Origin of the sequence: Streptomyces sp. NRRL B-3229 (assembly GCF_000719505.1) — a bacterium.
Taxonomy (GTDB): Bacteria; Actinomycetota; Actinomycetes; order Streptomycetales; family Streptomycetaceae; genus Streptomyces; species Streptomyces griseorubiginosus.
Map to the genome: position 1 here is coordinate 182,751 of NZ_JOGP01000009.1, position 23,806 is coordinate 206,556.

Annotated in this window: 21 protein-coding genes, 1 pseudogene and 1 riboswitch; of the genes and pseudogenes, 11 read left to right on the top strand and 11 right to left on the bottom strand. The window is 68.6% G+C overall.

The genetic code is table 11. The annotated features are described in order from the left end of the window. Positions 1-2 precede the first annotated feature (2 nt). From cydB to hisC, 3 genes are all read right to left on the bottom strand, one after another. Positions 3-1,010, bottom strand: a complete 1,008-nt coding sequence (gene cydB / locus IF54_RS0117215) for a cytochrome d ubiquinol oxidase subunit II (protein WP_030319463.1) — start codon at positions 1,008-1,010, stop codon at positions 3-5. A gap of 18 nt (positions 1,011-1,028) precedes the next feature. Next, positions 1,029-2,537, bottom strand: coding sequence for a cytochrome ubiquinol oxidase subunit I (locus IF54_RS0117220; RefSeq protein ID WP_030319466.1), 1,509 nt, complete (start codon positions 2,535-2,537; stop codon positions 1,029-1,031). A gap of 195 nt (positions 2,538-2,732) precedes the next feature. Then, positions 2,733-3,812 carry a histidinol-phosphate transaminase gene (hisC, locus tag IF54_RS0117225; protein WP_030319468.1) on the bottom strand — a complete coding sequence of 360 codons (1,080 nt, stop codon included), beginning with the start codon at positions 3,810-3,812 and terminating at the stop codon, positions 2,733-2,735. A gap of 444 nt (positions 3,813-4,256) precedes the next feature. Between hisC and IF54_RS0117230 the strand changes: the two genes are divergently transcribed. From IF54_RS0117230 to IF54_RS0117245, 4 genes are all read left to right on the top strand, one after another. Beyond that, a complete protein-coding gene (locus IF54_RS0117230; RefSeq protein WP_078852003.1) occupies positions 4,257-5,369 on the top strand; it encodes a LacI family DNA-binding transcriptional regulator in 1,113 nt (370 codons plus the stop codon). 325 nt (positions 5,370-5,694) lie between these two features. Next, a complete protein-coding gene (locus IF54_RS0117235) occupies positions 5,695-6,750 on the top strand; it encodes a metallophosphoesterase (RefSeq protein WP_030319474.1) in 1,056 nt (351 codons plus the stop codon). A 193-nt stretch (positions 6,751-6,943) separates the two neighbouring features. Further along, positions 6,944-7,804 (top strand): membrane protein, encoded by an 861-nt coding sequence (locus IF54_RS0117240; protein ID WP_030319477.1) that lies wholly within the window; start codon positions 6,944-6,946, stop codon positions 7,802-7,804. Positions 7,805-7,936: 132 nt separating this feature from the next. Further along, entirely contained in the window at positions 7,937-8,368 is a 432-nt protein-coding gene (locus IF54_RS0117245) for a DUF4240 domain-containing protein (protein ID WP_078852004.1), read from the top strand. On the opposite strand, the gene thiC is transcribed toward IF54_RS0117245, so the two are convergent. Then, positions 8,308-10,155 (bottom strand): phosphomethylpyrimidine synthase ThiC, encoded by a 1,848-nt coding sequence (gene thiC, locus IF54_RS0117250; protein WP_030319481.1) that lies wholly within the window; start codon positions 10,153-10,155, stop codon positions 8,308-8,310. The two genes, IF54_RS0117245 and thiC, sit on opposite strands and share 61 nt — an antisense overlap. Next, positions 10,148-10,337, bottom strand: a riboswitch (TPP riboswitch). (Overlaps the previous gene by 8 nt.) Before the next feature lie 611 nt (positions 10,338-10,948). Here thiC and IF54_RS39640 point away from each other — a divergent pair. Continuing rightward, positions 10,949-12,442: pseudogene (locus IF54_RS39640) on the top strand (YibE/F family protein); the annotation flags it as partial. Positions 12,443-12,644: 202 nt separating this feature from the next. On the opposite strand, the gene IF54_RS0117260 reads toward IF54_RS39640, so the two are convergent. The 4 genes from IF54_RS0117260 to IF54_RS0117275 all read right to left on the bottom strand — a co-directional run bounded on the left by IF54_RS0117260 (position 12,645) and on the right by IF54_RS0117275 (position 15,107). Next, on the bottom strand, positions 12,645-13,082 hold the full coding sequence (locus IF54_RS0117260; RefSeq protein WP_020134113.1) for an SsgA family sporulation/cell division regulator: 438 nt from the start codon (positions 13,080-13,082) through the stop codon (positions 12,645-12,647). 99 nt (positions 13,083-13,181) lie between these two features. Beyond that, positions 13,182-13,976, bottom strand: a complete 795-nt coding sequence (locus IF54_RS0117265; protein ID WP_030319489.1) for an IclR family transcriptional regulator — start codon at positions 13,974-13,976, stop codon at positions 13,182-13,184. A 443-nt stretch (positions 13,977-14,419) separates the two neighbouring features. After that, complete coding sequence (locus IF54_RS0117270; protein WP_020134115.1) at positions 14,420-14,632, bottom strand: DUF5326 family protein; 213 nt, start codon at positions 14,630-14,632, stop codon at positions 14,420-14,422. 157 nt (positions 14,633-14,789) lie between these two features. Further along, on the bottom strand, positions 14,790-15,107 hold the full coding sequence (locus IF54_RS0117275) for a cupin domain-containing protein (protein WP_028808005.1): 318 nt from the start codon (positions 15,105-15,107) through the stop codon (positions 14,790-14,792). A 57-nt stretch (positions 15,108-15,164) separates the two neighbouring features. On the opposite strand from IF54_RS0117275, the gene IF54_RS0117280 reads away from it, so the two are divergent. The 5 genes from IF54_RS0117280 (at position 15,165) to IF54_RS0117300 (ending at position 18,904) form a co-directional block, all read left to right on the top strand. After that, positions 15,165-15,542 (top strand): phage holin family protein, encoded by a 378-nt coding sequence (locus IF54_RS0117280; RefSeq protein ID WP_030319490.1) that lies wholly within the window; start codon positions 15,165-15,167, stop codon positions 15,540-15,542. Positions 15,543-15,548: 6 nt separating this feature from the next. Continuing rightward, positions 15,549-16,040 (top strand): low molecular weight protein-tyrosine-phosphatase, encoded by a 492-nt coding sequence (locus IF54_RS0117285; protein ID WP_030319491.1) that lies wholly within the window; start codon positions 15,549-15,551, stop codon positions 16,038-16,040. Further along, positions 16,037-17,176: a cystathionine gamma-lyase gene (locus IF54_RS0117290; RefSeq protein WP_030319492.1), complete on the top strand. Its 1,140-nt coding sequence runs from the start codon at positions 16,037-16,039 to the stop codon at positions 17,174-17,176. The genes IF54_RS0117285 and IF54_RS0117290 overlap by 4 nt, the downstream gene beginning before the upstream one ends. Before the next feature lie 236 nt (positions 17,177-17,412). Beyond that, positions 17,413-18,333: a LysR family transcriptional regulator gene (locus tag IF54_RS0117295; protein ID WP_030319493.1), complete on the top strand. Its 921-nt coding sequence runs from the start codon at positions 17,413-17,415 to the stop codon at positions 18,331-18,333. A gap of 88 nt (positions 18,334-18,421) precedes the next feature. After that, complete coding sequence (locus IF54_RS0117300; RefSeq protein WP_030319494.1) at positions 18,422-18,904, top strand: NUDIX domain-containing protein; 483 nt, start codon at positions 18,422-18,424, stop codon at positions 18,902-18,904. 40 nt (positions 18,905-18,944) lie between these two features. Here the strand turns inward: IF54_RS0117300 and IF54_RS0117305 are convergent, their stop codons facing one another. Further along, complete coding sequence (locus tag IF54_RS0117305) at positions 18,945-20,324, bottom strand: globin domain-containing protein (RefSeq protein ID WP_420790365.1); 1,380 nt, start codon at positions 20,322-20,324, stop codon at positions 18,945-18,947. A 374-nt stretch (positions 20,325-20,698) separates the two neighbouring features. Next, positions 20,699-21,331, bottom strand: a complete 633-nt coding sequence (locus IF54_RS0117310) for an HAD family hydrolase (RefSeq protein ID WP_030319497.1) — start codon at positions 21,329-21,331, stop codon at positions 20,699-20,701. Between the two features lie 236 nt (positions 21,332-21,567). Here IF54_RS0117310 and IF54_RS0117315 point away from each other — a divergent pair, with 236 nt between their 5' ends. Next, positions 21,568-22,434 (top strand): GNAT family N-acetyltransferase, encoded by an 867-nt coding sequence (locus IF54_RS0117315; protein ID WP_030319500.1) that lies wholly within the window; start codon positions 21,568-21,570, stop codon positions 22,432-22,434. 72 nt (positions 22,435-22,506) lie between these two features. Here IF54_RS0117315 and IF54_RS0117320 read toward each other — a convergent pair whose 3' ends face one another. Beyond that, complete coding sequence (locus IF54_RS0117320) at positions 22,507-23,715, bottom strand: MFS transporter (protein ID WP_030319501.1); 1,209 nt, start codon at positions 23,713-23,715, stop codon at positions 22,507-22,509. Positions 23,716-23,806: the final 91 nt, after the last annotated feature.

The window sequence follows — 23,806 nt, forward strand, 5'->3', positions numbered from 1 at the left end:
CCTCAGTGCGCGATGTCGGCGGCGATGTGCTGTGTACCGATGCGCTTGCGGAAGACCCAGTAGGTCCAGCCCTGGTAGAGCAGGACCACGGGCGTGGCGATCACCGCCAGCCAGGTCATGATCTTCAGGGTGTACGGACTCGACGAGGCGTTGGTGACCGTCAGGCTCCAGTCCGGGTCGAGCGAGGACGGCATGACGTTGGGGAAGAGCGTCAGGAAGAGCATCGCCACGGCCGCCACAATGGTGACGCCGGACAGCGCGAACGACCAGCCCTCACGCCCGGCCTGGTTGGCCATGAGGGCGGCGACCAGGGCAGCCACGGCGACCACCATGGCGACCAGACTCTTGCCGTCCCCGCTGTCGACCTGGGTCCACAGCAGGAAGAGCACCGCCAGTACGGCAGTGGCGAGACCGACCTTGAGAGCCAGCTTCCGCGCCCGCTCCCGGATCTCACCCACGGTCTTGAGGGCCGTGAACACCGTGCCGTGGAAGGTGAACAGGGTGAGCGTGACGAGTCCGCCGAGGAGGGCGTACGGGTTGAGCAGGTCCCAGAGGCTGCCGACGTACTCGAAGTTCCGGTCGATCTTCACCCCGTGCGCGATGTTGCCGAAGGCGACGCCCCACAGGAACGCGGGGACGAGGGAGGTCCAGAAGATCGCTGTCTCCCAGGTGCGCTGCCAGTTCTCCTCGGGCCGCTTGGCGCGGTACTCGAAGGCGACCCCGCGGACGATCAGGCAGACCAGGATGATCAGCAGCGGCAGGTAGAAGCCGGAGAAGAGGGTGGCGTACCACTCGGGGAAGGCGGCGAAGGTCGCGCCGCCCGCGGTGAGCAGCCACACCTCGTTGCCGTCCCAGACCGGGCCGATGGTGTTGATCAGGACGCGCTTCTCGACCCGGTTGCGGGCGAGGAGCTTGGTGAGGACGCCGACCCCGAAGTCGAAGCCCTCCAGGAAGAAGTAGCCGGTCCACAGGACGGCGATCAGCACGAACCAGACGTCGTGAAGTTCCATGACTCGCTCTCCCTCGGCCTAGTACGAGAAGGCCATCGGCTTGTCGGCGTCACGCGCGTCGCCGCCGATCTTCGTGGGCGGGTTCAGGTCGGCCTCGCTGAGTTCGGGCGGGCCCGCCTTGATGTACTTGGCGAGCAGCTTGACCTCGACGACGGCGAGGACCGCGTACAGCGCCGTGAACGTGATCATCGAGATGAGGACCTCGGTCTGGGAGACACCGGGGGAGACCGCGTGCCGGGTCTGGAGGACGCCGTAGACGACCCAGGGCTGGCGGCCCATCTCGGTGAAGATCCAGCCCCAGGAGTTGGCGATCAGCGGGAAGCCCAGGGTCCAGATCGCCACCAGCCAGTAGAGCCGGCCGAGCTTGGGGCTGAGGGGCTTGTTCCTGAACAGGACCAGGTGCGGCACCTCGTCCTCGCCGACCCGCAGGTGCTGCGGGAGCATGAACTTCTTGCGGGTCAGCCAGAGTCCGGCCAGGCCGATCGCGAAGGACGCCATCCCGAAGCCGATCATCCAGCGGAACGCCCAGAAGGTGACCGGGATGATGGGCCGGTAGTCGCCGGGACCGTACTTCTGCTGCTCGGCCTTGTTGGTGTCGTTGATGCCGGGGACGTAGGAGTCGAAGGTGTCGTCGGCGAGGAACGACAGCAGGCCGGGGACGGACAGCTCGACGGTGTTGTGGCCCTTGCTGACATCGCCGTAGGCGAAGATCGAGAAGGGTGCCGAGTTCTGGCCGTCCCACAGGGCCTCGGCGGCGGCCATCTTCATCGGCTGCTGCTTGAACATGACCTTGCCGAGGGTGTCGCCGCTGATCGCGGTCAGCATGCCCGCGATGACCACGGTGATCAGACCGAGCCGCAGCGAGGTCTTCATCACGGTGATGTGCCTCTTGCGGAACAGGTGGAAGGCCGCGATGCCGACCATGAACGCGCCACCGGTGAGGAAGGACGCGCTGAGCGTGTGGAAGGCCTGGGCCAGCGCCGTGTTCTGGGTCAGCACCAGCCAGAAGTCGGTGAGCTCGGCCCGGCCCTTCGCCCCGTTGATCCGGTAGCCGACCGGGTGCTGCATCCACGAGTTGGCCGCGAGGATGAAGTACGCCGACAGGATCGTGCCGATCGAGACCATCCAGATGCAAGCCAGGTGGATCTTCTTGGGCAGCTTGTCCCAGCCGAAGATCCACAGGCCGATGAAGGTGGACTCGAAGAAGAAGGCGATCAGGGCCTCGAAGGCCAGCGGGGCGCCGAAGACGTCACCGACGAAGCGGGAGTAGTCGGACCAGTTCATGCCGAACTGGAACTCCTGCACGATGCCGGTGACCACGCCCATCGCGATGTTGATCAGGAACAGCTTGCCCCAGAACTTGGTCGCCTTGAGGTACTTCTCCTTCTCCGTGCGCACCCAGGCGGTCTGGAGTCCGGCCGTCAGGGCGGCCAGCGAGATCGTGATCGGGACGAAGAGGAAGTGGTAGACGGTGGTGATGCCGAACTGCCATCGCGCCAGGGTCTCCGGCGCCAAAGCCAGGTCCACGGTGCCGCTCCTAACTAGGACGCTTGTGAAAGCGTTCACATTCACAAGCAATTATGACGCATGACCGTTCGAGGCGGGATGGGCGGGGGGTCCCTCGAAGGGTCCGATAGGTCACACCTGCTGGGGACCGGTCGGCCCCATGACAAAGGGCGCCCTGGTTTCACGTGGAACCAGGGCGCCCGGTGTCGACGGTCGTCACATCTCCTTGCGGAAACCCTCCGCCACCTTCAGGAAGATGTCGTTCGCCTCGTTCTCCCCGACCGTCACGCGCACACCCTCGCCGGGGAACGGCCGTACGACCACACCGTGCTGCTCGCAGGCCGCGGCGAAGTCGACCGTGCGCTCCCCCAGCCTCAGCCACACGAAGTTGGCCTGGGTCTCGGGCACCGTCCAGCCCTGGGCACGCAGCCCCTCCACGACCCGATTGCGCTCACAGACGAGTGAGCCGACCCGGCCCAGCAGTTCGTCCTCCGCCCGCAGCGAGGCGATCGCCGCCTCCTGCGCGACCTGGCTGACCCCGAAGGGCACCGCCGTCTTGCGCAGTGCCGCCGCGACGGGCTCGTGGGCGATCGCGAAACCGACGCGCAGGCCTGCGAGGCCGTACGCCTTGGAGAAGGTGCGCAGCACGCAGACGTTCGGACGGGTGCGGTACAGCTCCACGCCGTCCGGCACGTCGGGGTCACGGATGAACTCCCGGTAGGCCTCGTCGAGGACCACCAGCACATCGCTCGGCACCCGGTCGAGGAAACGTTCCAGTTCGGCCCGCTTCACGACCGTGCCCGTCGGGTTGTTGGGGTTGCAGACGAAGATCAGCCGGGTGCGGTCGGTGATCGCGTCGGCCATCGCGTCCAGGTCGTGCACATCGCCCTCGGTCAGCGGCACCTTCACCGAGGTGGCACCGCTGACCTGCGTGATGATCGGGTACGCCTCGAAGGACCGCCAGGCGTAGATCACCTCGTCGCCCGGCCCCGAGGTCGCCTGGATCAGCTGCTGGGCGACCCCGACCGAGCCGGTGCCGGTGGCGAGGTGGGAGACCGGGACGCCGAAGCGCTCCGACAGCTCGTTCATCAGGGCCGTACAGGCCATGTCCGGGTAGCGGTTGAACGAGGAGACCGCGGCCGCCACGCGCTCCAGAACACCCGGCAGCGGCGGATAGGGGTTCTCGTTGGAGGACAGCTTATAGGCCACCGGACCGTCGGCCGCGGCGGGCTTGCCCGGCTTGTAGGTGGGGATACCCTCCAGCTCGGCGCGCAGCTTGGGGCTCGTCTCGCTCACCACAGTCCTCCTTGTGACCACCGGCTCGATGGCGGCCGGCTCCGTCGGCGGCCTCCAATACTGCTCACCTTATGAGGATTGGGCGCCGCTGCGTACAGGTGCGAGCTGCCGAGTGCGACCCGGCTCCGACCTCATACGCCCCACAGGCATCAGGGGCATCGCCGTACGAAGCCAGACGAATCGGGGGGCGCGGCCACATATATCTATGCGCCGGTGGCTCACGCCCTGGCGCGCGTCACCCGTGAAGGTGAGTTGAGACCTCTTCGAAACATCGGGGACTTGGCAGGCTCATGCGTGCCGACAAGTTACGTAGTGCCATTGGATCGTTTAACTGACTCTGTTTCAAAGGTAGTTGGCAGTAAATGACCTTGCAGAAACGTGCCTGTCAACGCGTGCATATGCGTCCGCCCTACCCCACCGCATGAGCCCTACTATCGGCTCGCCATGACAGCAGCAGGGAAGCACCAGGTGAGCCGCGCGGAAACCTCACGTCGAGGCAGCCGGCCGGGTCGGGCGGGCATCAGAGACGTGGCCGCCGCCGCCGGAGTCTCCATCACGACCGTGTCCGACGCCCTGAACGGCAAGGGCAGGCTCCCGGACGCCACCCGGCGCCACGTCAGGGAGGTCGCCGACCGGTTGGGCTACCGGCCCTCCGCCGCGGCCAGAACCCTCCGTACCGGCAAGTCGGGCCTCATCGGCCTGACCGTGACGACGTACGGGGATGAACCTTTCACCTTCACGGAGTTCGCCTACTTCGCCGAGATGGCCCGGGCCGCCACCTCCGCCGCGCTCGCCCGCGGCTACGCCCTCGTCATCCTGCCCGCGACCTCGCGTCACGACGTGTGGTCGAACGTCGCCCTGGACGGCACCGTGGTCATCGACCCGTCCGACCAGGACCCGGTCGTCAGCGAGCTGGTCCGGCAGGGTCTGCCGGTGGTCTCCGACGGCCGCCCGGCGGGCGCCCTGCCGGTCACCGCCTGGGTCGACAACGACCACGAGGCAGCCGTCCTCGGCATCCTCGACCACCTGGCCGACGCCGGCGCCCGCCGCATCGGCCTGCTGACCGGGACGACGACCGACACCTACACCCACCTGTCGACCACCGCATACCTGCGCTGGTGCGAGCGGGTGGGCCAGGATCCGGTCTACGAGGCCTACCCGGCGCACGATCCGTGCGCCGGCGCCGTCGCCGCCGACCGGCTGCTCGCCCGGCCCGACCGCCCCGACGCCGTCTACGGCCTCTTCGACCCGAACGGCACCGACCTGCTCGCCGCCGCCCGCCGCTACGGACTGCGCGTGCCGGACGACCTGCTGATCGTCTGCTGCTCCGAGTCCACGGTGTACGCCAGCACCGAGCCGCCCGTCACCACGCTCTCCCTCAAGCCGCGCCGCATCGGCACGGCCGTGGTCCAGCTCCTCATCGACGCCATCGAGGGGGTCGAGTCGGACCAGCCGGTCGAGCAGGTGATACCGACGGAACTGATCGTGCGCACCTCGTCCCAGCGGCGCGCCCCGCGCACGACGGTGAGTCCGCCGCGGTCGCCGGAGAAGGGGTAGGCGGGACTCCGGAATCCGGCGCTGGTGTCTGTACCTGTGCCCGTGCGTTTGTGTGGCGTCCGGCACTGCGCGTCAACGCCATGCGGTGACCCGCCCCGGTGACCTGTTCCACCGGACATCTCCGGTGCGGGCCGGTGGACGAGGGACGAAGCCCGGCCCAATCGGGGCGAATGCCGCGGTGAACTGGAGTCCCGCTCCGATTCACCACCCCTGGGTCATCACACGGCGCGATCCGCATTCCTATGATGGGCCCACGACACCGCGGGGCCGCTGCGACCAGGCAGTCCGAAGCGGTGCAGATGCGGCGCGATGGTGGAGGGGTCTGATGACTCAGGGGGCCGGTCAGGGACCCGAGGTGGAGCGCACTGCGGTGCTGCGCGACTTCCGGGTGCCCGCGTACGTCAACGAGACCGGTCCGTACGGCCACAGCAGCGACGTCGTTCCGGCCCCCGACGAGGCCTACCCGGACGGGTACACCCCCACCGAGCAGGACCTTCCCGTCATCCATCCCGCCGACGGACTCCAGGCTGCCCCCGACCACGAGGGACTCGCGGCGGACGGCCCCGGTCCGCTGTTCGTCGTCGGTGACGTCCACGGTTACCTGGACGAACTGATGGCCGCACTCCACGAGAAGGGTCTCGTCGACGCGGCGGGCAACTGGTGCGCGGGCACCGCCCGGCTGTGGTTCCTCGGCGACTTCACCGACCGCGGACCCGACGGAATCGGCGTCATCGACCTCGTGATGCGGCTGTCCGCGGAGGCCGCCGCGGCCGGCGGCTACTGCAAGGCCCTGATGGGCAACCACGAGCTGCTGCTCCTCGGCGCCAAGCGGTTCGGCGACACCCCCGTCAACTCCGGCGCGGGCACCGCCACCTTCCAGGCGGCCTGGCTGCTCAACGGCGGCCAGAAGACCGACATGGACCGCCTCCAGGACCATCACCTCCAGTGGATGTCCCGCCTCGACGCGGTCGAGGAGGTCGACGGCCACCTCCTCGTCCACTCCGACACCACCGCGTACCTCGACTACGGCGACTCGATCGAGGCGGTCAACGACACCGTCCGCGAGACGATCACGCGCAACGACGCGGACGAGGTGTGGGACCTGTTCCGCAAGTTCACCAAGCGCTTCTCCTTCCGCGACGAGGGCGGCGCAGACCATGTGCGCTCGCTGCTCGACACCTACGGCGGTGTCCGTATCGTGCACGGCCACAGCCCGATCCCCTATCTGCTCGGCGAAGTGGGCTCCGAAGAGGGTGAGGACGATTCCGGCCCGGTGGTCGAGGGACCGCACGTCTACGCCGACGGACTCGCCATCGCGATGGACGGCGGAGTGACCATGGCCGGAAAACTGCTGGTCCAGCAACTTCCCCTGGACATCTGACGGTTCACGGGGCAGTCGTTGCCCCCTGGTGGAGTGACCGGAGACCGCGCAGGCCAGGGGCCAATTTCTGGAAACCCCCTGTCACCCTGTGCCGTAGCAGCTCTACCATCTGGTTATCCGTAGCAGGCTCCCCTCCGTTTCTGCCCGACGGCTCGTTGGCATGCGAGCCCCAAGCCCTACGGAGCATCGGGGGATGCACATGAACAGCGTTCCGCAGCACCTGCACAGCGAGGACCGCCAGGAGTACGAGCGGATCCTCGATGAGGCGCTGCGCTCCGCACCACACCGTCCCGAACTGGCCGCTGTCGGACAGCGGCTGAATCCCGAACAGCTGCGCACCATGGCGCTGAACGCCACCGCGATCATCACGGCGGCCGCGGCGACCGAGTACCAGCACTACGTGAAGGTCCGCGAGGAACAGCGCCGCCCGGCGCCGTCCACCCTGTCGTCCGTGCACGAACCCGGCCCCGCCGAGTCGGGCAGCGGTGCGATGGGGCTCGCCACCACCATGGGAGAGGTCGCCGAGACCGCCGGTGCGGGCGCCGTCGCCGTCGCCGCCGTTCTGACGCCCGTTCTCGCCGGGATAGCCGCGGCGATCTTCCTGCTCGTGGGCTACATCCTCCAGATGCTCAGCCCGCCGCCGGCGTTCGCCCACGCCATGATCACCATCGGATGGGTGTTCGGCGCTCTGACCGCGGCCGCGATCCTGGTCGCCGCGGGCGGCCTGCTGATCACCGCCCTGCGCAACCGCCCCTCGCCCGACACGGCGTACGGCGAACTCACCGGGGAGGTGGCACGGGCCAAGGACGCCTGGCGGGAGGCCCTGCTGGAACGCGGCCTGCTGCCCTTCCTCAGAGATGCCCTGGCCGACCCCGGCTCCGCCTCACTGCACCACACGGCACCGCCGGCCCCGACCAGCCGCATGCCCAGCCTGGGCTACGACCGCCCCGGGTTCAGCAGCCCGGACGACGGAGCCTCCGGTGCCCGCCCGAGCTTCACCAGCCCGGACTACACGAGCCCGGACTTCGGGGGGCCGGAACACCAGCCGGACTGACACCGCCCGGCAGAGCCCCTCGGCTTGCGTTCCCAGCACGTGCCCACGACGTGCCCACAAGGGGAGCGCAAGCCGGATGCGGGGTGAGGCGGCACACGGGGTGAAGCGCGGGCGCCCCCTGCCACCGCCCTCATCGAATCCGCACGTACGTCCGGGGCCGCCTCGGGCTCGTCCTTCGACGAGTCGCTGGTGGACCACCTCAGCAGCTGCCCCTCACGGGAGATCCTGGCGTACGCCGAGCGCTTCGACGAAGTGCACGACGCTCTGTACCGCTGGGATGCCTGGGCGGCGGCCTGTCTGATCGACGGCGGCTGCGCCGGCCGACGGGCAGGGCATCGAACTCACGCACCTGGAGGGGACTTCGACTTCGACGACCTGGAGGAGATGCATCGCCGTCTCCCCCGGCGGCACGACTCTTCCTCGCGGAGCGCGACTGACTCGACGAACAGGGCGGCCCGCGACGCCGCACAGTCGCGGGTGCGGACCGTCCTGTCGGCGCGGGACTACTCCGCCAGCGGCAAGTACACCCGGTTCCCGCTCGCCGCGAACTCCTTCGATTTCTGAAGCATTCCCTCGGCGACCTCCTCGGGCGAGGCCCCTTCGGCCGCCGCCCCGCCGAACCGCTCGTTGATGCTCTGGCTGATCTTCATCGAGCAGAACTTCGGTCCGCACATGGAGCAGAAGTGGGCCGTCTTGGCCGGCTCCGCCGGGAGGGTCTCGTCGTGGAACTCACGAGCCGTGTCCGGGTCCAGGGCGAGGTTGAACTGGTCCTCCCACCGGAACTCGAAGCGGGCGTCGGACAGGGCGTCGTCCCAGTCCTGCGCCCCGGGATGTCCCTTGGCCAGGTCCGCCGCGTGGGCAGCGATCTTGTAGGTGATGACACCCGTCTTGACGTCTTCCCGGTTGGGCAGACCCAGATGCTCCTTGGGCGTGACGTAGCAGAGCATCGCCGTACCCCACCAGGCGATCATCGCCGCGCCGATGCCGGAGGTGATGTGGTCGTACGCAGGAGCGACGTCGGTGGTCAGCGGACCGAGCGTATAGAAAGGAGCTTCATCGCAGATCTCCTGCTGAAGGTCGATGTTCTCCTTGATCTTGTGCATCGGGACATGTCCCGGGCCCTCGATCATGGTCTGTACGTTGAAACGCTTGGCGATCGTGTTGAGTTCCCCGAGCGTCCTCAACTCCGCGAACTGCGCCTCGTCGTTGGCGTCCGCGATCGATCCCGGCCTCAGACCGTCGCCCAGCGAGTAGGTGACGTCATAGGCGGCGAGGATCTCGCACAGTTCCTCGAAGTTCTCGTAGAGGAACGACTCCTTGTGGTGCGCGAGGCACCAGGCGGCCATGATCGAACCGCCGCGCGAGACGATCCCGGTCTTGCGGTTCGCCGTCAGCGGTACGTACGGCAGCCGCACGCCCGCGTGGACCGTCATGTAGTCCACGCCCTGCTCGGCCTGCTCGATGACCGTGTCCTTGTAGATCTCCCAGGTCAGCTCCTCGGCCCGGCCGTCGACCTTCTCCAGCGCCTGGTAGAGCGGCACCGTGCCGATCGGGACGGGGGAGTTGCGCAGCACCCACTCACGGGTGGTGTGGATGTTGCGGCCGGTGGACAGATCCATGACCGTGTCGGCGCCCCAACGGGTCGCCCAGGTCATCTTCTCGACCTCCTCCTCGATGGAGGACGTCACCGCGGAGTTGCCGATGTTGGCGTTGACCTTCACCAGGAACCGCTTGCCGATGATCATCGGCTCGATCTCCGGGTGGTTGACGTTCGCGGGCAGCACCGCACGCCCCGCCGCGATCTCCTCACGCACCACCTCGGGCTCCACGTTCTCCCGGATGGCCACGTACTCCATCTCCGGTGTGATCTCCCCCCGGCGGGCGTACGCGAGTTGGGTGACCGCGCTGCCGTCACGACTACGCCGTGGCAGGCGAGGCCGGCCCGGGAACACCGCGTCGAGGTTGCGCAGGTTGCCGCCGCGGGGAGAGGTGTGCTTGATCCCGTCGTCCTCCGGACGCACGGGACGGCCCGCGTACTCCTCGGTGTCCCCGCGGGCGACGATCCAGTTCTCCCTGAGCGGGTTGAGCCCCCGACGGACATCGGTCTCGGTGAGCGGATCGGTGTACGGGCCCGAGGTGTCGTACAGCGTCACCGACTGCCCGTTGGTGAGGTGCACCTGGCGGACCGGCACCCGCAGGTCGGGGCGCGAGCCCTCGACGTACGCCTTGTGCCAGCCGATGGACTTCCCGGCCTCCGTCGGGGGTTGCGTGGGGTGCTGTGTCGAGCTTTCACCCTGAATGGACGGTTCGTCCTGGTTGGAGGCAGGCGTGCGTGCGTCCTTGATGGTCATGAGACCTACTCCCTACGCCGGCATTACCCGGTAACAGGTTCGGCGGTCGACGCAGCGGCTTCCGTCTGCCGACGTTTCGTGGGGAACGTCACTCTCGCGTGAGGACGTTCCACGTGAAACATCGCTGGGACGGAGGTCAGCGCCCTCTCAGCCCGGTGCTCCGAGCTCCCGCGTGTACAAAGGTGCCACCACGCTAGCGTCAATTCGGGCGCGGTGAACAGGGGGCCCCATTCGTTCTTGCGATGATCGGGCGGTGACCACGACACATCAGCCTCCGTACCCGCCTCCCGAGCCGCAGCGCCGACCGGGCTCCGGAAACGGCCCCGGTGACGGGCCGGGACGCGGGCCGGGCGGCGCTCCGGGCGGCGACGCGGCGGACGCCAACGGTCGTATGGGCGCGTCCGATTCCGGGGGCTGGGACGCTTTCGGGCGCGGGCAGGCGCCGGGGCGTGGGCAGGGATCTGGCCAGGGGCTTGGCCAGCGGCCTGGTCAGGGGCCTGACCAGGCGCAGAGTCCCGGGCAGGCGGGTCCTGGGCGTGCTCCGGGCTATCCGCAGGGATACGGGCCGGGGGCCGGCCGGGAGCAGGGGCCTGGCCCCGCGTATGGGTCCAACGGCCTCAGCGAAGGCTTCGGTGGCGGCCACGACCGTGGCGAGGGTTTCCAGGACAGGCAAGGTCACGGCGAGGGCTTCGGTGGCGACCGCGGTCACGGCCGGGGCGAGGGCTTCGGGGGCGGGCACGGCCAAAGAGAGGGCTTCGGGGGGCACCACAGCCACAGCCGCACCCACGCCCCCCATGACGGTCACGGACACCATTCCGGCGCGCCCGGACACGACCACGGGCACGGCCACGCGGACGGCGGCGGAGGCGATGGAGGCAACGGCGGCGGCAACGGCGGCGGCGGTGGCGGTCACTCTCACGGCCACAGTCACAGCCACGGCCCGGCGACCCCCGTCTCCAAGCACCTGCGCAAGGTCATCGCAGCGATCCTGATCCCCTTCGCCGGGGCTGTCGTCGTCGGACTCGCGGTGCTGTGGCCCGGTGGCGCCCCGGCGCACCAACGTACCGGGGTCGGTTTCGACCGGCAGACCCAGCAGGCCACGGTCACCACAGTCGTGAGTGTCAGCTGCAAGTCGGTGAACGCCGGAGGGGAGACCCCGACCGGGGACACCTCGACCGCCGAGGGCTCCTCGGCCGAGCAGCAGGCGAAGGGCACCTGCAAGAAGGCGACGATCCGGGTCGACACCGGCGACGACAAGGGCCGTACCTTCACGGAGATCGTCCAGCCGGACCAGTCACGGCAGCTGCACGAGGGCGAGAAGGTCGTGGTCGCGTACGAGCCCTCGGCGCCCAGGGACCTTCAGTACTCGGTCGCCGACGTCAACCGCAGGTTCCCGATGGGACTGCTCGCCGGCATCTTCGCGCTGGTCGTCGTGATCGTGGGGCGGTTGCGCGGTGTCATGGCGCTGGTCGCCCTGGCCGTCAGTTTCCTGCTGCTGAACTTCTTCGTGCTGCCCGCGATCCTCCAGGGCTCGAACCCGCTGGTCGTGGCGGTGGTCGGGTCCAGCGCCATCATGCTGATCGCCCTCTACATGTGCCACGGTCTGTCGGCCCGGACGTCCGTGGCGGTACTGGGCACGCTGATCTCCCTGTTGCTGATCGGCGTCCTCGGCTCGCAGTTCATCGGCTGGGCCGCGCTGACGGGCAACACGGACGACAACACCGGTCTGATCCACGGGCTGTATCCGTCGATCGACATGAGCGGTCTGCTTCTCGCCGGCGTCATCATCGGCTCGCTCGGTGTCCTGGACGACGTGACGGTGACCCAGACGTCGGCGGTGTGGGAACTGCACGAGGCCAACCCGGCGATGGGCTGGCGAGGCCTCTACCGGGCCGGTATCCGTATCGGCCGCGATCACATCGCCTCCGTCGTCAACACCCTCGTGCTCGCCTACGCGGGTGCCGCACTGCCGCTGCTGCTGCTCTTCTCGATCGCCCAGTCCAGCGTGGGCACTGTCGCCAACAGCGAGTTGGTGGCGGAGGAGATCGTGCGCACCCTGGTCGGCTCGATCGGCCTGGTCGCCTCGGTTCCGGTCACCACGGCTCTCGCGGCCCTGGTGGTCTCGGCCGACCGGCCGGGGGCGGAAACAGCGGGGGCAGGGGCAGGGGGGGCCGCGGCCGCACCTACGGCACCGGCACCCGCACCGGCGACAAGTGTGAGCGCAGGGACAGCCGAAGCCCGCCCGACTCCGGCCCGTGGCGGGAAGGGTCGCCGCCGCAGGCACTGAGAGACCCCGACAGCCCGGCAGACCCGTACAAAGGCAGGCGTGCGGCTTCCCGCCGTACCGGGAAGATCACGTCGGGCTCCACCAACGGGTCACCGCTCAAGACGTCATCGGCCGCCGCCCTCGTCGGCAGAAGCGTTCCTTCGCCCTCCCACTCGAAGGTGAAGCGTTCCGCCCAGTTCACGACCGCCTCGCCCGCCCGGCGTCAGCCCGCGCTCTGCTCCTCCGCCAGGATCCGGTCCAGCGCCTCGTCGAGATGCGCGTCGAAATCGGCCATCGCAGCCTCCTGCCCCAATGGCACCAGCTTGTCGGTGCGGTCGAGAAAAGCGATGACCGGCGCCGTCGACGAACGGAACAACGCCTGGTCGCCACCGACCTGAAGCCTGATCAGCAGATCCCCCAGCGTGTCGGGACCGGCGGGCGAGACCCGTACGTCGCCCTCCCCGCAGGGCCGCCCCACTCCGTCGATCAGCAGCTCGCGCCCGAAAGCCCAGGTGACCGGGGCATCACCCGGGAGATGGAAGGTCAGCCGGACTGCGTAGGGATCCTCGGTCTCGTAGCGCAGCTCCACCGGGATGCGGAAGGAGAGCTCCTCCGACACCAGAAAGCTCATCATGACCTCTGCCTGTACGGACTCGCGCATCGCCTACCCCGTCATCTGCCTTCGTATGGCCGGGAATGATCCCTCTGACCCTGGTGGCATCTTGCTGAACGTACACAACAGATCACAAGGAGTGAGTTTTCAGATACTGATAGAGATCGCGAGCGAACCCATCCGGAGCCCGACTTCCTCTTGCAATTGCTGGGTGGCGGCCCACAACCGGTCGGCTTGATGAACGGGAAGGGAGAGGGCCATCGTTGCCGCAGCGTTACCCAACGTGATCGGAATCGCAGCGCACACCGTCCCCAGCGCGTACTCCTGACGCTCGATCACCGGCTGCATCCGGCCGACCCGTTCGAGCCGTCGAAGCAGGCTGTGGTGGTCGCGCACGGTGTACGGGGTGATGGACCGCACCGGATAGCGGTCCAGGTGGTCGCGCCGGGCCGCCTCGTCGAGCTGGGCGAGCAGGCACTGGCCGATGGCGTGTGCGTGCCCGGTCTCGCGGAAGTCGGCCCACTCCTCCACAGCCGGATTGCCCGGGGAGTCGGAGACACAGAGAACCTCGATCTCGCCGTCCCGGTACTGGGCGTAGTAGACCGGAACTCCGATCAGATCTCGCCAGTGCGCGAGCGCCTCGACCACAGTGCTGCGACGTTTCTGCTGGGCCCCGCTGCTGCTGAGCCGCTCAGCCGCCTCGCCGAGGAAGAACAAGCCCTTGTCGCGGCGCAGATAGCCCTCGTGCACCAGGGTGCGCAGCAGGTGGTAGGCCGTGGGAAGCGCCAGCCCGGTCTCCCGGGCGAGCTGTTTGGCGGGGGCCCCGTGTTCGTGCTCCGCGACGGATTCGAGCAGACGCATCGCTCGCTGGACCGAGCCGATGAGGGTCGCGGAGTGGGACTGCTCGGCCTGCTCGACGGGGGGCGCGGCACGCCGCTGCACGGGGGCGGACTCGTGACCCGACGGCCCGAAGGCAACCGCCGACCGAGTCGCGGCCGTCCGTCGGGCGGAAACCGTCGACTGTGCGGGAGCTGTCGGCTGAACTGTGGGGGCCGTCGCCTGAGCTGCGGCAGCCGTCGGCAGCGTGGCCGGTGCGTTCGGCTGTGCCGGAGTCGTCGTCGGCCCGCCGGTGAACCGTACGGGTGGGCTGGCGACCTGTGCGGGTGCGGTGTCAACCGTGGCCAAGGGGCACTCCCGGAGCGCGTGGAGGGCGGCCCGTGCGGGGGAACACGGGAGGGGGTGTACGCCGCTCGCGGGGTCGTCCCCGCGTCGAGTTCCGGACTTTAACGGTCCGCCACCGCACGTATACGGCCCGTCCGGGAAACTTCCCTCGCCCGAGGGAACAGGCGATTCCTGTTACCGCTCGCCCCGCCCACCGCGAGCCCTCACCAGTCGCTGCGCGACGAGGAGCTCGACGTGAACTTCCGTACGACGTAGACCAGTCCACCGACCAGGGCCACGAAGACCAGCAGCTTGAAGAGGAGGCCGATGACGAAGCCGACGACCGTGGCTATCAGTCCGCCGAAGACGACCAGGGCGATGACCGGCACCGCGATCCACTTCACCCACCACGGCATCCCCGCGAAGATCTCTCCCATCGAACTCAACCTCTCTGCATTCCGGCACCGTCCGGCCCCTCTGGTACCGGATCCCAATGTCCTGCACTCGATGCTAGGGCCGGCAGGGGTCCCGGCGGGGGCCTCGCATCCCTTGTCGTCCCCTGACTGATCCCCTAGGGAACCCCGAGGTCGCGGGTCAGCTTTCCGGGGGAGAGAACACCACCATCACCCTGAGGTCCTCGCTGATGTGGTGGAACTTGTGGGCGACTCCGGCCGGCACGTACACCACGCTGCCCCGGGCGACCTGGGTGGTCTCCATGCCCACGGTGATCGCGGCCCGGCCGCTGACCACGAAGTAGACCTCGTCCTGGTTGTGCGGCTGCTGCGGGTCCTGCGCGCCGGCGTCGAGCGCGTACAGGCCGACCGACATGTTCCGCTCACGCAGAAACTGGAGATAGGCACCGTCGTTGGCGGCGCGCTCCGCCTCCAGCTCGTCCAACCGGAATGCCTTCATCGACTCAGTCCACCCTCGTCAGTGCCGTACTCGATCTCTTCTGCCACGATCAGACACATGAAGAATTTCCTAGTCAAGACGATCGCCAACGCGGGTGCCCTGGCGGTCGCCGTCTGGTTGCTGGACAAGATCACCCTGACCGGTGACAGCACCAGCAAGAAGGTCTGGACGCTGATCCTCGTCGCCCTGGTCTTCGGCCTGGTGAACTTCCTGGTCAAGCCGATCGTGCAGGTGCTCACCTTCCCGCTGTTCCTGCTCACGCTCGGCCTGTTCACGCTGATCGTCAACGCGTTGATGCTGTTGCTGACCTCGTGGCTCGCGGACAAGCTCGACCTGAGCTTCCACGTCGAGGGGTTCTGGACCGCCGTGCTGGGCGGCCTGATCATCTCGATCGTCTCCTGGGCCCTGCACATCGTCCTGCCCGACGAGGACTGAGGAGGCATGACCTACCGGATCTGTTTCGTCTGCACGGGCAACATCTGCCGTTCCCCCATGGCGGAGTCGGTCTTCCGCGCCCGGATATCCGAGGCCGGCCTCGACGACCTGGTCGAGGTCGACAGCGCCGGAACCGGCGGCTGGCACGAGGGCGACGGCGCCGACCCGCGCACGGTGGCCGTCCTGGAGGAGCACGGGTACGACGGGACCCATACGGCCCGCCAGTTCCAGTCGTCCTGGTTCTCGCGGCTCGACCTCGTCATCGCCCTCGACGCCGGTCACCTGAAGGCCCTGCGGCTTCTCGCCCCGACCCCTGAGGACGCCTCGAAGGTGCGGCTGCTGCGCTCGTACGACCCGGTCGCGGGGGACGACCTCGACGTCCCGGACCCGTACTACGGGGGCCTGGACGGCTTCGAGGAGTGCCTTGAGATGGTGGAGGCAGCGAGCGAGGGCCTGCTCGCCGACGTGCGCGAGCGAACGGAAGGACAGGTGGCATGAGCGACAGGGCGACCGACGACGGCGAGGGCACACGCGCGGTGCGGGCCGGACTGCCTGACGCGGCCAAGAACGAACCGACCCTGCCCGGACCCGCCTTCGCCGCCCACTTCCACCTGCCGGGGGAGGTCGACGGCCCCTACACCTACGGCCGTGACACCAACCCGAGCTGGAGCCTGCTGGAGCGCGCCATCGGCGAACTGGAGGCGCCCGGACGGTCCGACGTGGAGACGCTGGTCTTCGCCTCGGGCATGGCCGCCGTCTCCGCCGTGCTCTTCTCGCAGCTGCGTTCCGGGGACACGGTCGTCCTGCCCGGCGACGGCTACCAGGTGCTGCCGATGGTCCGGGCCCAGATGGAGGCCTACGGCATCGAGGTGCGCACCGCGCCGACCGGCGGCGACGCCCAGCTCGACGTCCTCGACGGGGCGCGGCTGCTGTGGATCGAGAGCCCGTCCAACCCCGGGCTCGACGTGTGCGACATCCGGCGGCTCGTCGGGGCGGCACACGCGCGTGGGGCACTCGTCGCCGTGGACAACACGCTTGCCACACCGCTCGGACAGCGCCCGCTGGAGCTCGGTGCGGACTTCTCCGTCGCCAGCGGCACCAAGCAGCTCACGGGGCACGGAGACGTCCTCCTGGGGTACGTCACCGGTCGCGAGGGCGAGGCCATGGACGCGGTGCGCCGCTGGCGGAAGATCGTCGGGGCGATCGCCGGGCCGATGGAGGCCTGGCTCGCACACCGTTCCATCGCCACGCTCCAGATGCGGGTCGACCGCCAGAACGCGAGCGCGCTCGTGCTCGCCCAGGCGCTGCGGGAGCGACCCGAGGTGACGGGACTGCGCTACCCGGGACTGCCTGACGATCCCTCGCACAAGATCGCTTCGCAGCAGATGCGCCGCTACGGGTGCGTGGTCTCCTTCACGCTGCCCACGCGCGCGCGTGCCGAGCGTTTCCTCGACGCGCTGCGGCTCGTCGACGACGCGACGAGCTTCGGCGGGGTGCGCTCCACCGCCGAGCGGCGCCGACGCTGGGGCGGGGACGACGTGCCGGAGGGCTTCATCCGCTTCTCGGTCGGAGCCGAGGATCCCGAGGACCTGGTGGCGGATGTGCTGCGGGCACTGGACGAGTCGGCCGACTGAGTTGCGGTCACGGCTCTACGGACGTCCGTCCATGTCCGCCTACGTACGACGGACGGTCCGAGCCTCCCCCCTCGTGGCTCGGACCGTCCCGGTTCCGCGCGCGAAGAACCTCGCGAACAAGGCTAATTGACTCTCTGTCAGTGTCCAATCACAGTAGCGACAGAGACCTATCGACATATTTATAGTTGGGCCCTGCCTCGATGCCGGGAGAAGGGCAGGGAAGGGGAGGCGTCGCCATGGATCTGGCCCTGCTGCGCACCTTTGTGACGGTGCACCGGGCCGGTTCCTTCACCCGCGCCGCCGCCCTGCTCGGCCTGTCGCAGCCGGCCGTCACCTCGCAGATCCGCACCCTGGAGCGGCAGTTGGGCCGCCCTCTGTTCTTACGGCAGGCCCGCGGTGTGACTCCGACGAGCATCGGTGACGAACTCGCCCACAAGGCCGCCCCGCATCTCGACGCCCTGGTGGAGATCACCGAGACCGGGCTCGACGATGAGTCCTCCCTGCGCACCCTGCACCTCGCAGGCCCTCCCGAGTTCACCGCCGAACGGGCACTGCCCGCGCTCACCGAGCTGACCGGCGAGGACGGCCAGGCCTTTGCCCTGCGAGCCTCCTTCGGAAACGCCGAGGAGACCCTGGAAGGGCTCGCCGCCGGGCATCATGATCTGGCCATCTGCACGGCCCGTCCGCGCGGCCCGCTGCTCACCGCCAGCACGCTCTGCGACGAGGAGCACGTCCTGGTCGCCGCGCCGGCCTGGGCCGACCAGATCGGATCGGGGGCGGAGACGGAGGGCGCGTCGGCCACCGGACGAGCGCCCGCCTTCGAGGGGGTCCCCGTGATCGAGGTGCATGAGTCGCTCCCGTTCGTCTCGCGCTACTGGGCCGCCGTCTTCGACTCCCGCCCGGCCGCCCCGGGCACCGTGGTCGTCCCTGACCTTCGTGCGGCGCTCGCCTGCGCCGTCGCGGGCGCCGGACTCGCGGTCTTGCCCCGCTACCTGTGCGCGACCGCCCTGCAACGCGGAGACGTCGTCGCGCTGCACGAGCCCCCCGTTCCACCGCTGCGGACGTACTTCCTGGTGGTCCGTACCGGGACCCTGGCCATGCCGCACATCGCACGGGCACACGAATGGCTGCTCCGAGCCGCTGCCGACTGGGGCTGACCAGGCATTTTGCGAGCTTCACCGAGCGAGTCCGGCCGGTGACACCACGCGATGTTTCACGTGGAACCATCCGGGCCACATTCCACCCATGACCGTCCGACCCGTGGTCAAGCGCACCGCACGTGCCGTCCTGCTCGATGGTGACGACCTGATCCTGATCAAGCGCACCAAGCCCGGCATGGATCCCTACTGGCTGACTCCCGGCGGTGGAGTCGAGCCGACAGACACGACCGTGATCGACGCCCTGCACCGTGAGGTGTACGAGGAGCTCGGCGCCAAGATCACCGACGTCGTCCCCTGCTTCGTGGACACCGTCGAGCACATCGGCGACAGCGGCAGCACGACCGGCGTGAAGGTTCAGCACTTCTTCGTCTGCCACCTGGAGTCGATGGACCCGTCGCTGCGGCACGGGCCTGAAGTGGACGAGCCGATCGGGGAGTACGAGATCGTGCGCGTCCCGTTCACCCGGGTCGGGATCGCCTCCGTGCACCTCGTCCCGCTCTCCCTGCGGCACTATCTGGACGGCAACATCGAGGGCGTACGGGCCATGCACGCTCCGGACCTGGGCTGAAGCGCCGACAGGTACTACAGGGCCCCGCGCGGGCTGCGGATCACTGCGCCAGGACGAGCTCCTCCACGGAGTCATGGCGTATGCGTTCCGAGGGAATCCCGATGGACCTGAGCGTGTCGACACCGCTACGGATCATCCCGGGCGGCCCCGAGAGGTAGGCGTCGTACTCGTGCCAGGGGCCGTATTCGCGCACGGCGTCCGGGAGCAGCCGGGGCTGCCGGTCGACGACGGCACGCACTGACAGCCAGGGGTGCGACTGCTGAAGCCTGAGCATCGTGTCCAGGTCGTACAGGTCGTGATCGGTACGAGCGCCGTAGAAGACGTTGACCGAACGCTGTGCGCCGTGTTCGGCGACGTCCTCGACCAGCGCCTTGATCGGGGCGATGCCGGTGCCGCCGCCCAGGCACAGCAGGCCGCGGTCGCTGGTGTGGTCCACGGTCATCGATCCGGTCGGCGGACCGAGCCGGATGATGTCGCCCGGCCGGGCGCGGTGCACCAGGGCGCCTGAGACCCAGCCCGCGGGGAGGGCCTTCACATGGAACGACAGCAGACCGTCTGAGCGGGGGGCCGAGGCGAAGGAGTAGTGCCGCCAGATGCGCGGCCACCATGGCGTCTCCACGCTCGTGTACTGGCCGGCGACGAAGGGATAGGGCTGGTCGGGTCTGACGGTGACGACGGCGACGTCCCGGGTCCTCAGGTCGTGCGAGACGATCTCCGCGAACCACCAGGCCGGGGCCCGTAGTTCGTCCGTGGCGGCCGCGTCGATCATCACCTGCGAGATCTTCGTGTACGTCCGTACCCAGGCCGCTTCCGTCTCCGCGTCCCAGACGCCGGGGGCGTACTTGCTCAGCGCGCCGATGAGGCATTCGCCGACGGCCGGGTAGTGCTCCGGACGCGTGCCGTACTTGCGGTGGCCCCGGCCCAGGTTCTGGAGATAGGCGACCAGCACAGGGGTGTTGTCGATGTGCTCGGCGGCGGTGAGCAGCGCCTTGAGCAGGCGGTCCCGCTGTGCGTCCATGGCCGCCGGGAACAGCGGGCGCAGGTAGGGGTGGCGTACGAAGAGCAGTGCGTAGAAGTACGAGGTGACCTGGTCGGCCACGTCGGCGATCCCGGCCATGGTGCGACGGATGAGCACGGCGTCCGGGGACGGCGGCTGGTCGCTCTGGGGCAGGTGAGCGTAGTGCGAGAAGGAGGGCTTGTGCGTCGGGGCCTGGAATGCCTGCCCCGCCCTGCGGGGTGAGGCTGCGGGCCGGGGCGCCGGAACAGGTGCGGCCTGCCGGTGTGTCGGGTCCGCTTCGGCGTCCGTGCCGGGCGCTGCCTCCGGTTCCCTGTGTGGAGCGAACCAGCCAGTCCCGATCTCGGAAGTGCCGTTGCCGCCCTCGGAAGTGCCGTCGCCCGACATGGCGGTCGGAGCGTCCATGGTGTGCCTCGCCTCGAACATCGTTCGGTCGGTCTGCGCTCTTCCTCGGTCGGAAGATGCCTGCCTTCCCCCGCAGACAGCTGTCCGCTCGGCATCACGGCCAACGCAGCCACATGACACCCGCATTCGCGGTCCTCACGGACAAGGAGGCGAGAGCGTGGCATCGGCCGCAGTACTCTCACCGCAGCGTCCCACCGCGTGCGGACGCCTGGCCTCATAACCACAAACGCGGGTCTTCGATCTCTCCGTCCCGTTAGGCTGCATTGCCCCGCTCCAGTCCGTACCGAGAGGTCGCACCCCTATACGAAATGGAACCGGAGCCGACCCTACCGGTCCCCACGAGTCCCGCACGGGAGAACCGTCCATCGCGACAACTACCTTGCGACGCGCACCAGTTCATAGGCGTCCCACAGATCCTTACCCGTGTAGGAATGCGTTGAGATCTCGGACAGGTGATGGTCGGCATTGACCGCCACGGAGACCGGCACCGCACCGAACAGGTCCTTGTCTGAGGACGAGTCGCCATAGGCAATGCAGTCCGCCCGCGTCACGCCGAACTCCGCGCACAACCGGTCCGCGATGAGGACTTTGGCTGCGGCACTCAGGACTCCGGTCGGATCGACGGGTTCGACGAAGGGAACGGCCGGAAAGCGGGAGCCGTATGCGGCATGGGCTCCCCAGCCGGTGAGTCGCTCCACGAAGAAGGACGGCGAAAGCGAGATCACCGCGCAGTAGTCGCCCTGCGCCCTGATTTCGGCCCAGACCTCACGGATGCGCGCCAGCCATGGGGCCCTCTCAAAGGCCGTGGCCACGTGTGCTTCGGTCAGCGCCGCCCACAGCGTGTACACCTGCTGCGCATATTCGGGCGGACCGATCAGCCCGGCACCGATGGCCCGGTCGAGCGCCACCGCCTCGGCTTCGAGTCCTAGCTGCCGGGAGATCTCCACGGGTGCGGTGGTCCCGTGCAGCAATGTGCCGTCGAGGTCGAAAAGATGAAGTCTCGCCACGGCCCCGAGGCTAATGGCACCTTCACACCGACCTCGGGGTAGTGGCACATGAGTACGGTGAGACGTCAGAGCCACTCAGGGTTGATCACCGAATGGTCGCTGTTCTTCGATGTTTCACGTGAAACACCCGGCACCTGTTCGCACGATGTGCGCTTGGCTACGACATGGCCAAAAGCTCGTACCTGCCCTTGGAAACAGGTGGACGCCGAGTGTGCCCGTCGGACAGCCTGACCTGCGTGCCGACTCCTTCTCTCGCCGCTCTCCCCATCCGCCGTCTGACGCTCCGCGATCTCACCGCCTGCGCCGACTTGTCCCAGGACCGGGGGTGGCCGCGTGAGGAACACAAATGGGGCTTCCTCCTCGCGGCCGGAAAGGGCTACGGCATCGACGACCCCGAGGGAGGCCTCGTCACCGCGTGCGTCGTCACGGAGTACGGCCCGTACAACCAACCCGACCTGGGCGCGATCGGGATGGTGCTGGTCGCCGAACGGCACGCCCGGCAGGGCGTGGGGCGTCGGCTCATGCAACACGTCCTGTCCTTGATGGGCACCACCCCGCTGACCCTGCACGCCACGCCCTATGGCCGTCCGCTCTACGAGGAGTTGGGCTTCAAGGTCATCGGCCGGGCGGAGATGCTCAAGGGGCACTTCACACCAGGCGGCTCCGCATCGACGGTGCGTACTCGTGCGGCCACCGCCGAGGATCTCGCCGCCATCCTCCAGCTCGACGAGGAAGTGCTCGGCACCGATCGCACGCACCTCGTCACCCGGCTGCCCGCCTTCGCCGACCAGTTGCGCGTCGTCGAGGAGAGCGGCCGGATCACCGGATACGCGGCCGCCTGGCCCAACATGGACACCCACGTCGTGGGGCCGTTGGTCGCCCGTGACACCGAGACGGCCCAGGCACTCCTCGCATCCCTGGCCACCGGCACCGATCGTCCGCTGCGCACCGACATCGACGTACGGCACGAAGAGCTGCGGGCGTGGGCCCAGGAGCGAGGCCTTGCTCCGGTCGCCTACAACGCGGTCATGGCGTACGGGATCTCCGAGCTGCCGGGGGACTGGAAGCGGCGCTTCGCTCCGCTGACAGTGGCGGCGGTCTGAACCACAGGTGTACGACGGCGCCGGTCCCCCGGGTCAGGGGATCCGGCGCCGTCGACGTTGTCCTGTTGCCGCTCAGTGATGCACGGCAGGCCTCTGTCCGGCAGGAGTCGCACCGGCCACCACGGAGCTGGGAGCACTGCCCCTGCGCTCCAGCGCGGCCGAGAGGAACGCGAGCAGCAGGGCTGCCGCGGCCAGGGCGGCACCCACCCAGTTCGGGGCGGTGTAGCCGAAGCCGGCCGCGATGACCAGTCCGCCGAGCCAGGCCGAGAGGGCGTTGCCAAGGTTGAAGGCGCCGATGTTGACGGCCGAGGCGAGCGTCGGAGCGTCGTGCGCCTGGTCGAGCACCCGCTTCTGCAAGGGGGGCACGGCGGCGAAGCCGAGCGCACCGATGAGGGCGATCGTGACGCCGGCCAGGACCTTGTGGTGCGCGGTCAGCGTGAAGAGCGCGAGTACGACGGCCAGGGCGCCCAGCGAGACGTAGAGCAGGGGCATCAGCGCGCGGTCGGCGTACCTGCCACCGACGAGGTTGCCGCCGACCATGCCGAGCCCGAAGAGGACCAGCAGCCAGGTGACCGAGCCGTCGGCGAAACCGGCCACGTGGGTCATCATCGGCGCGATGTAGGTGATGGCGGCGAAGACTCCGCCGAAGCCGAGGACGGTCATCGCCATGGCGAGCAGGACCTGGGCGTTCTTGAAGGCGGCCAGTTCGTGACGCAGACGTACCCCTTCGGGCCGGGGCATCTCGGGGACGAGCCGGGCGATGCCCGCGAGGCCCGCGACACCGAGCGCGGCGACGAGCGTGAAGGTGAGCCGCCAGCCCGCGGTCTGTCCGATCAGCGTTCCCAGCGGAACGCCGACGACATTGGCGACGGTCAAGCCGGTGAACATCATCGAGATGGCTCCGGCCTTCTTGTCCGGGGCGACGAGGTCGGCGGCGACGACCGACCCGATGCCGAAGAAGGCTCCATGAGCGAGGGAGGCGATGACGCGGCCGATCAGCATGACACTGAACACGGGGGCGAGGGCGGAGAGCAGGTTGCCGACGATGAACAGCCCCATCAGCAGCATCAGCATCCGCTTGCGGGAGACCCTGGTGCCCAGTGCGGTCATGAGCGGGGCACCGAGCATGACGCCCAGCGCGTAGCCGGTGACCAGGAACCCGGCGCTGGGGATGGAGACCCCGAAGTCGTCCGCGACCTCGGGCAGCAGGCCCATGATCACGAACTCTGTCGTGCCGATTCCGAAGGCCCCGATCGCGAGAGCCAGAAGCGCGAGCGGCATGGGGGTGACACCTTCCCAGACGATTGCAGGAGCATGTTGCGCTCATCCACAATAATTGCAGACGCGCTATATATGCAAACGCTGGCTACTC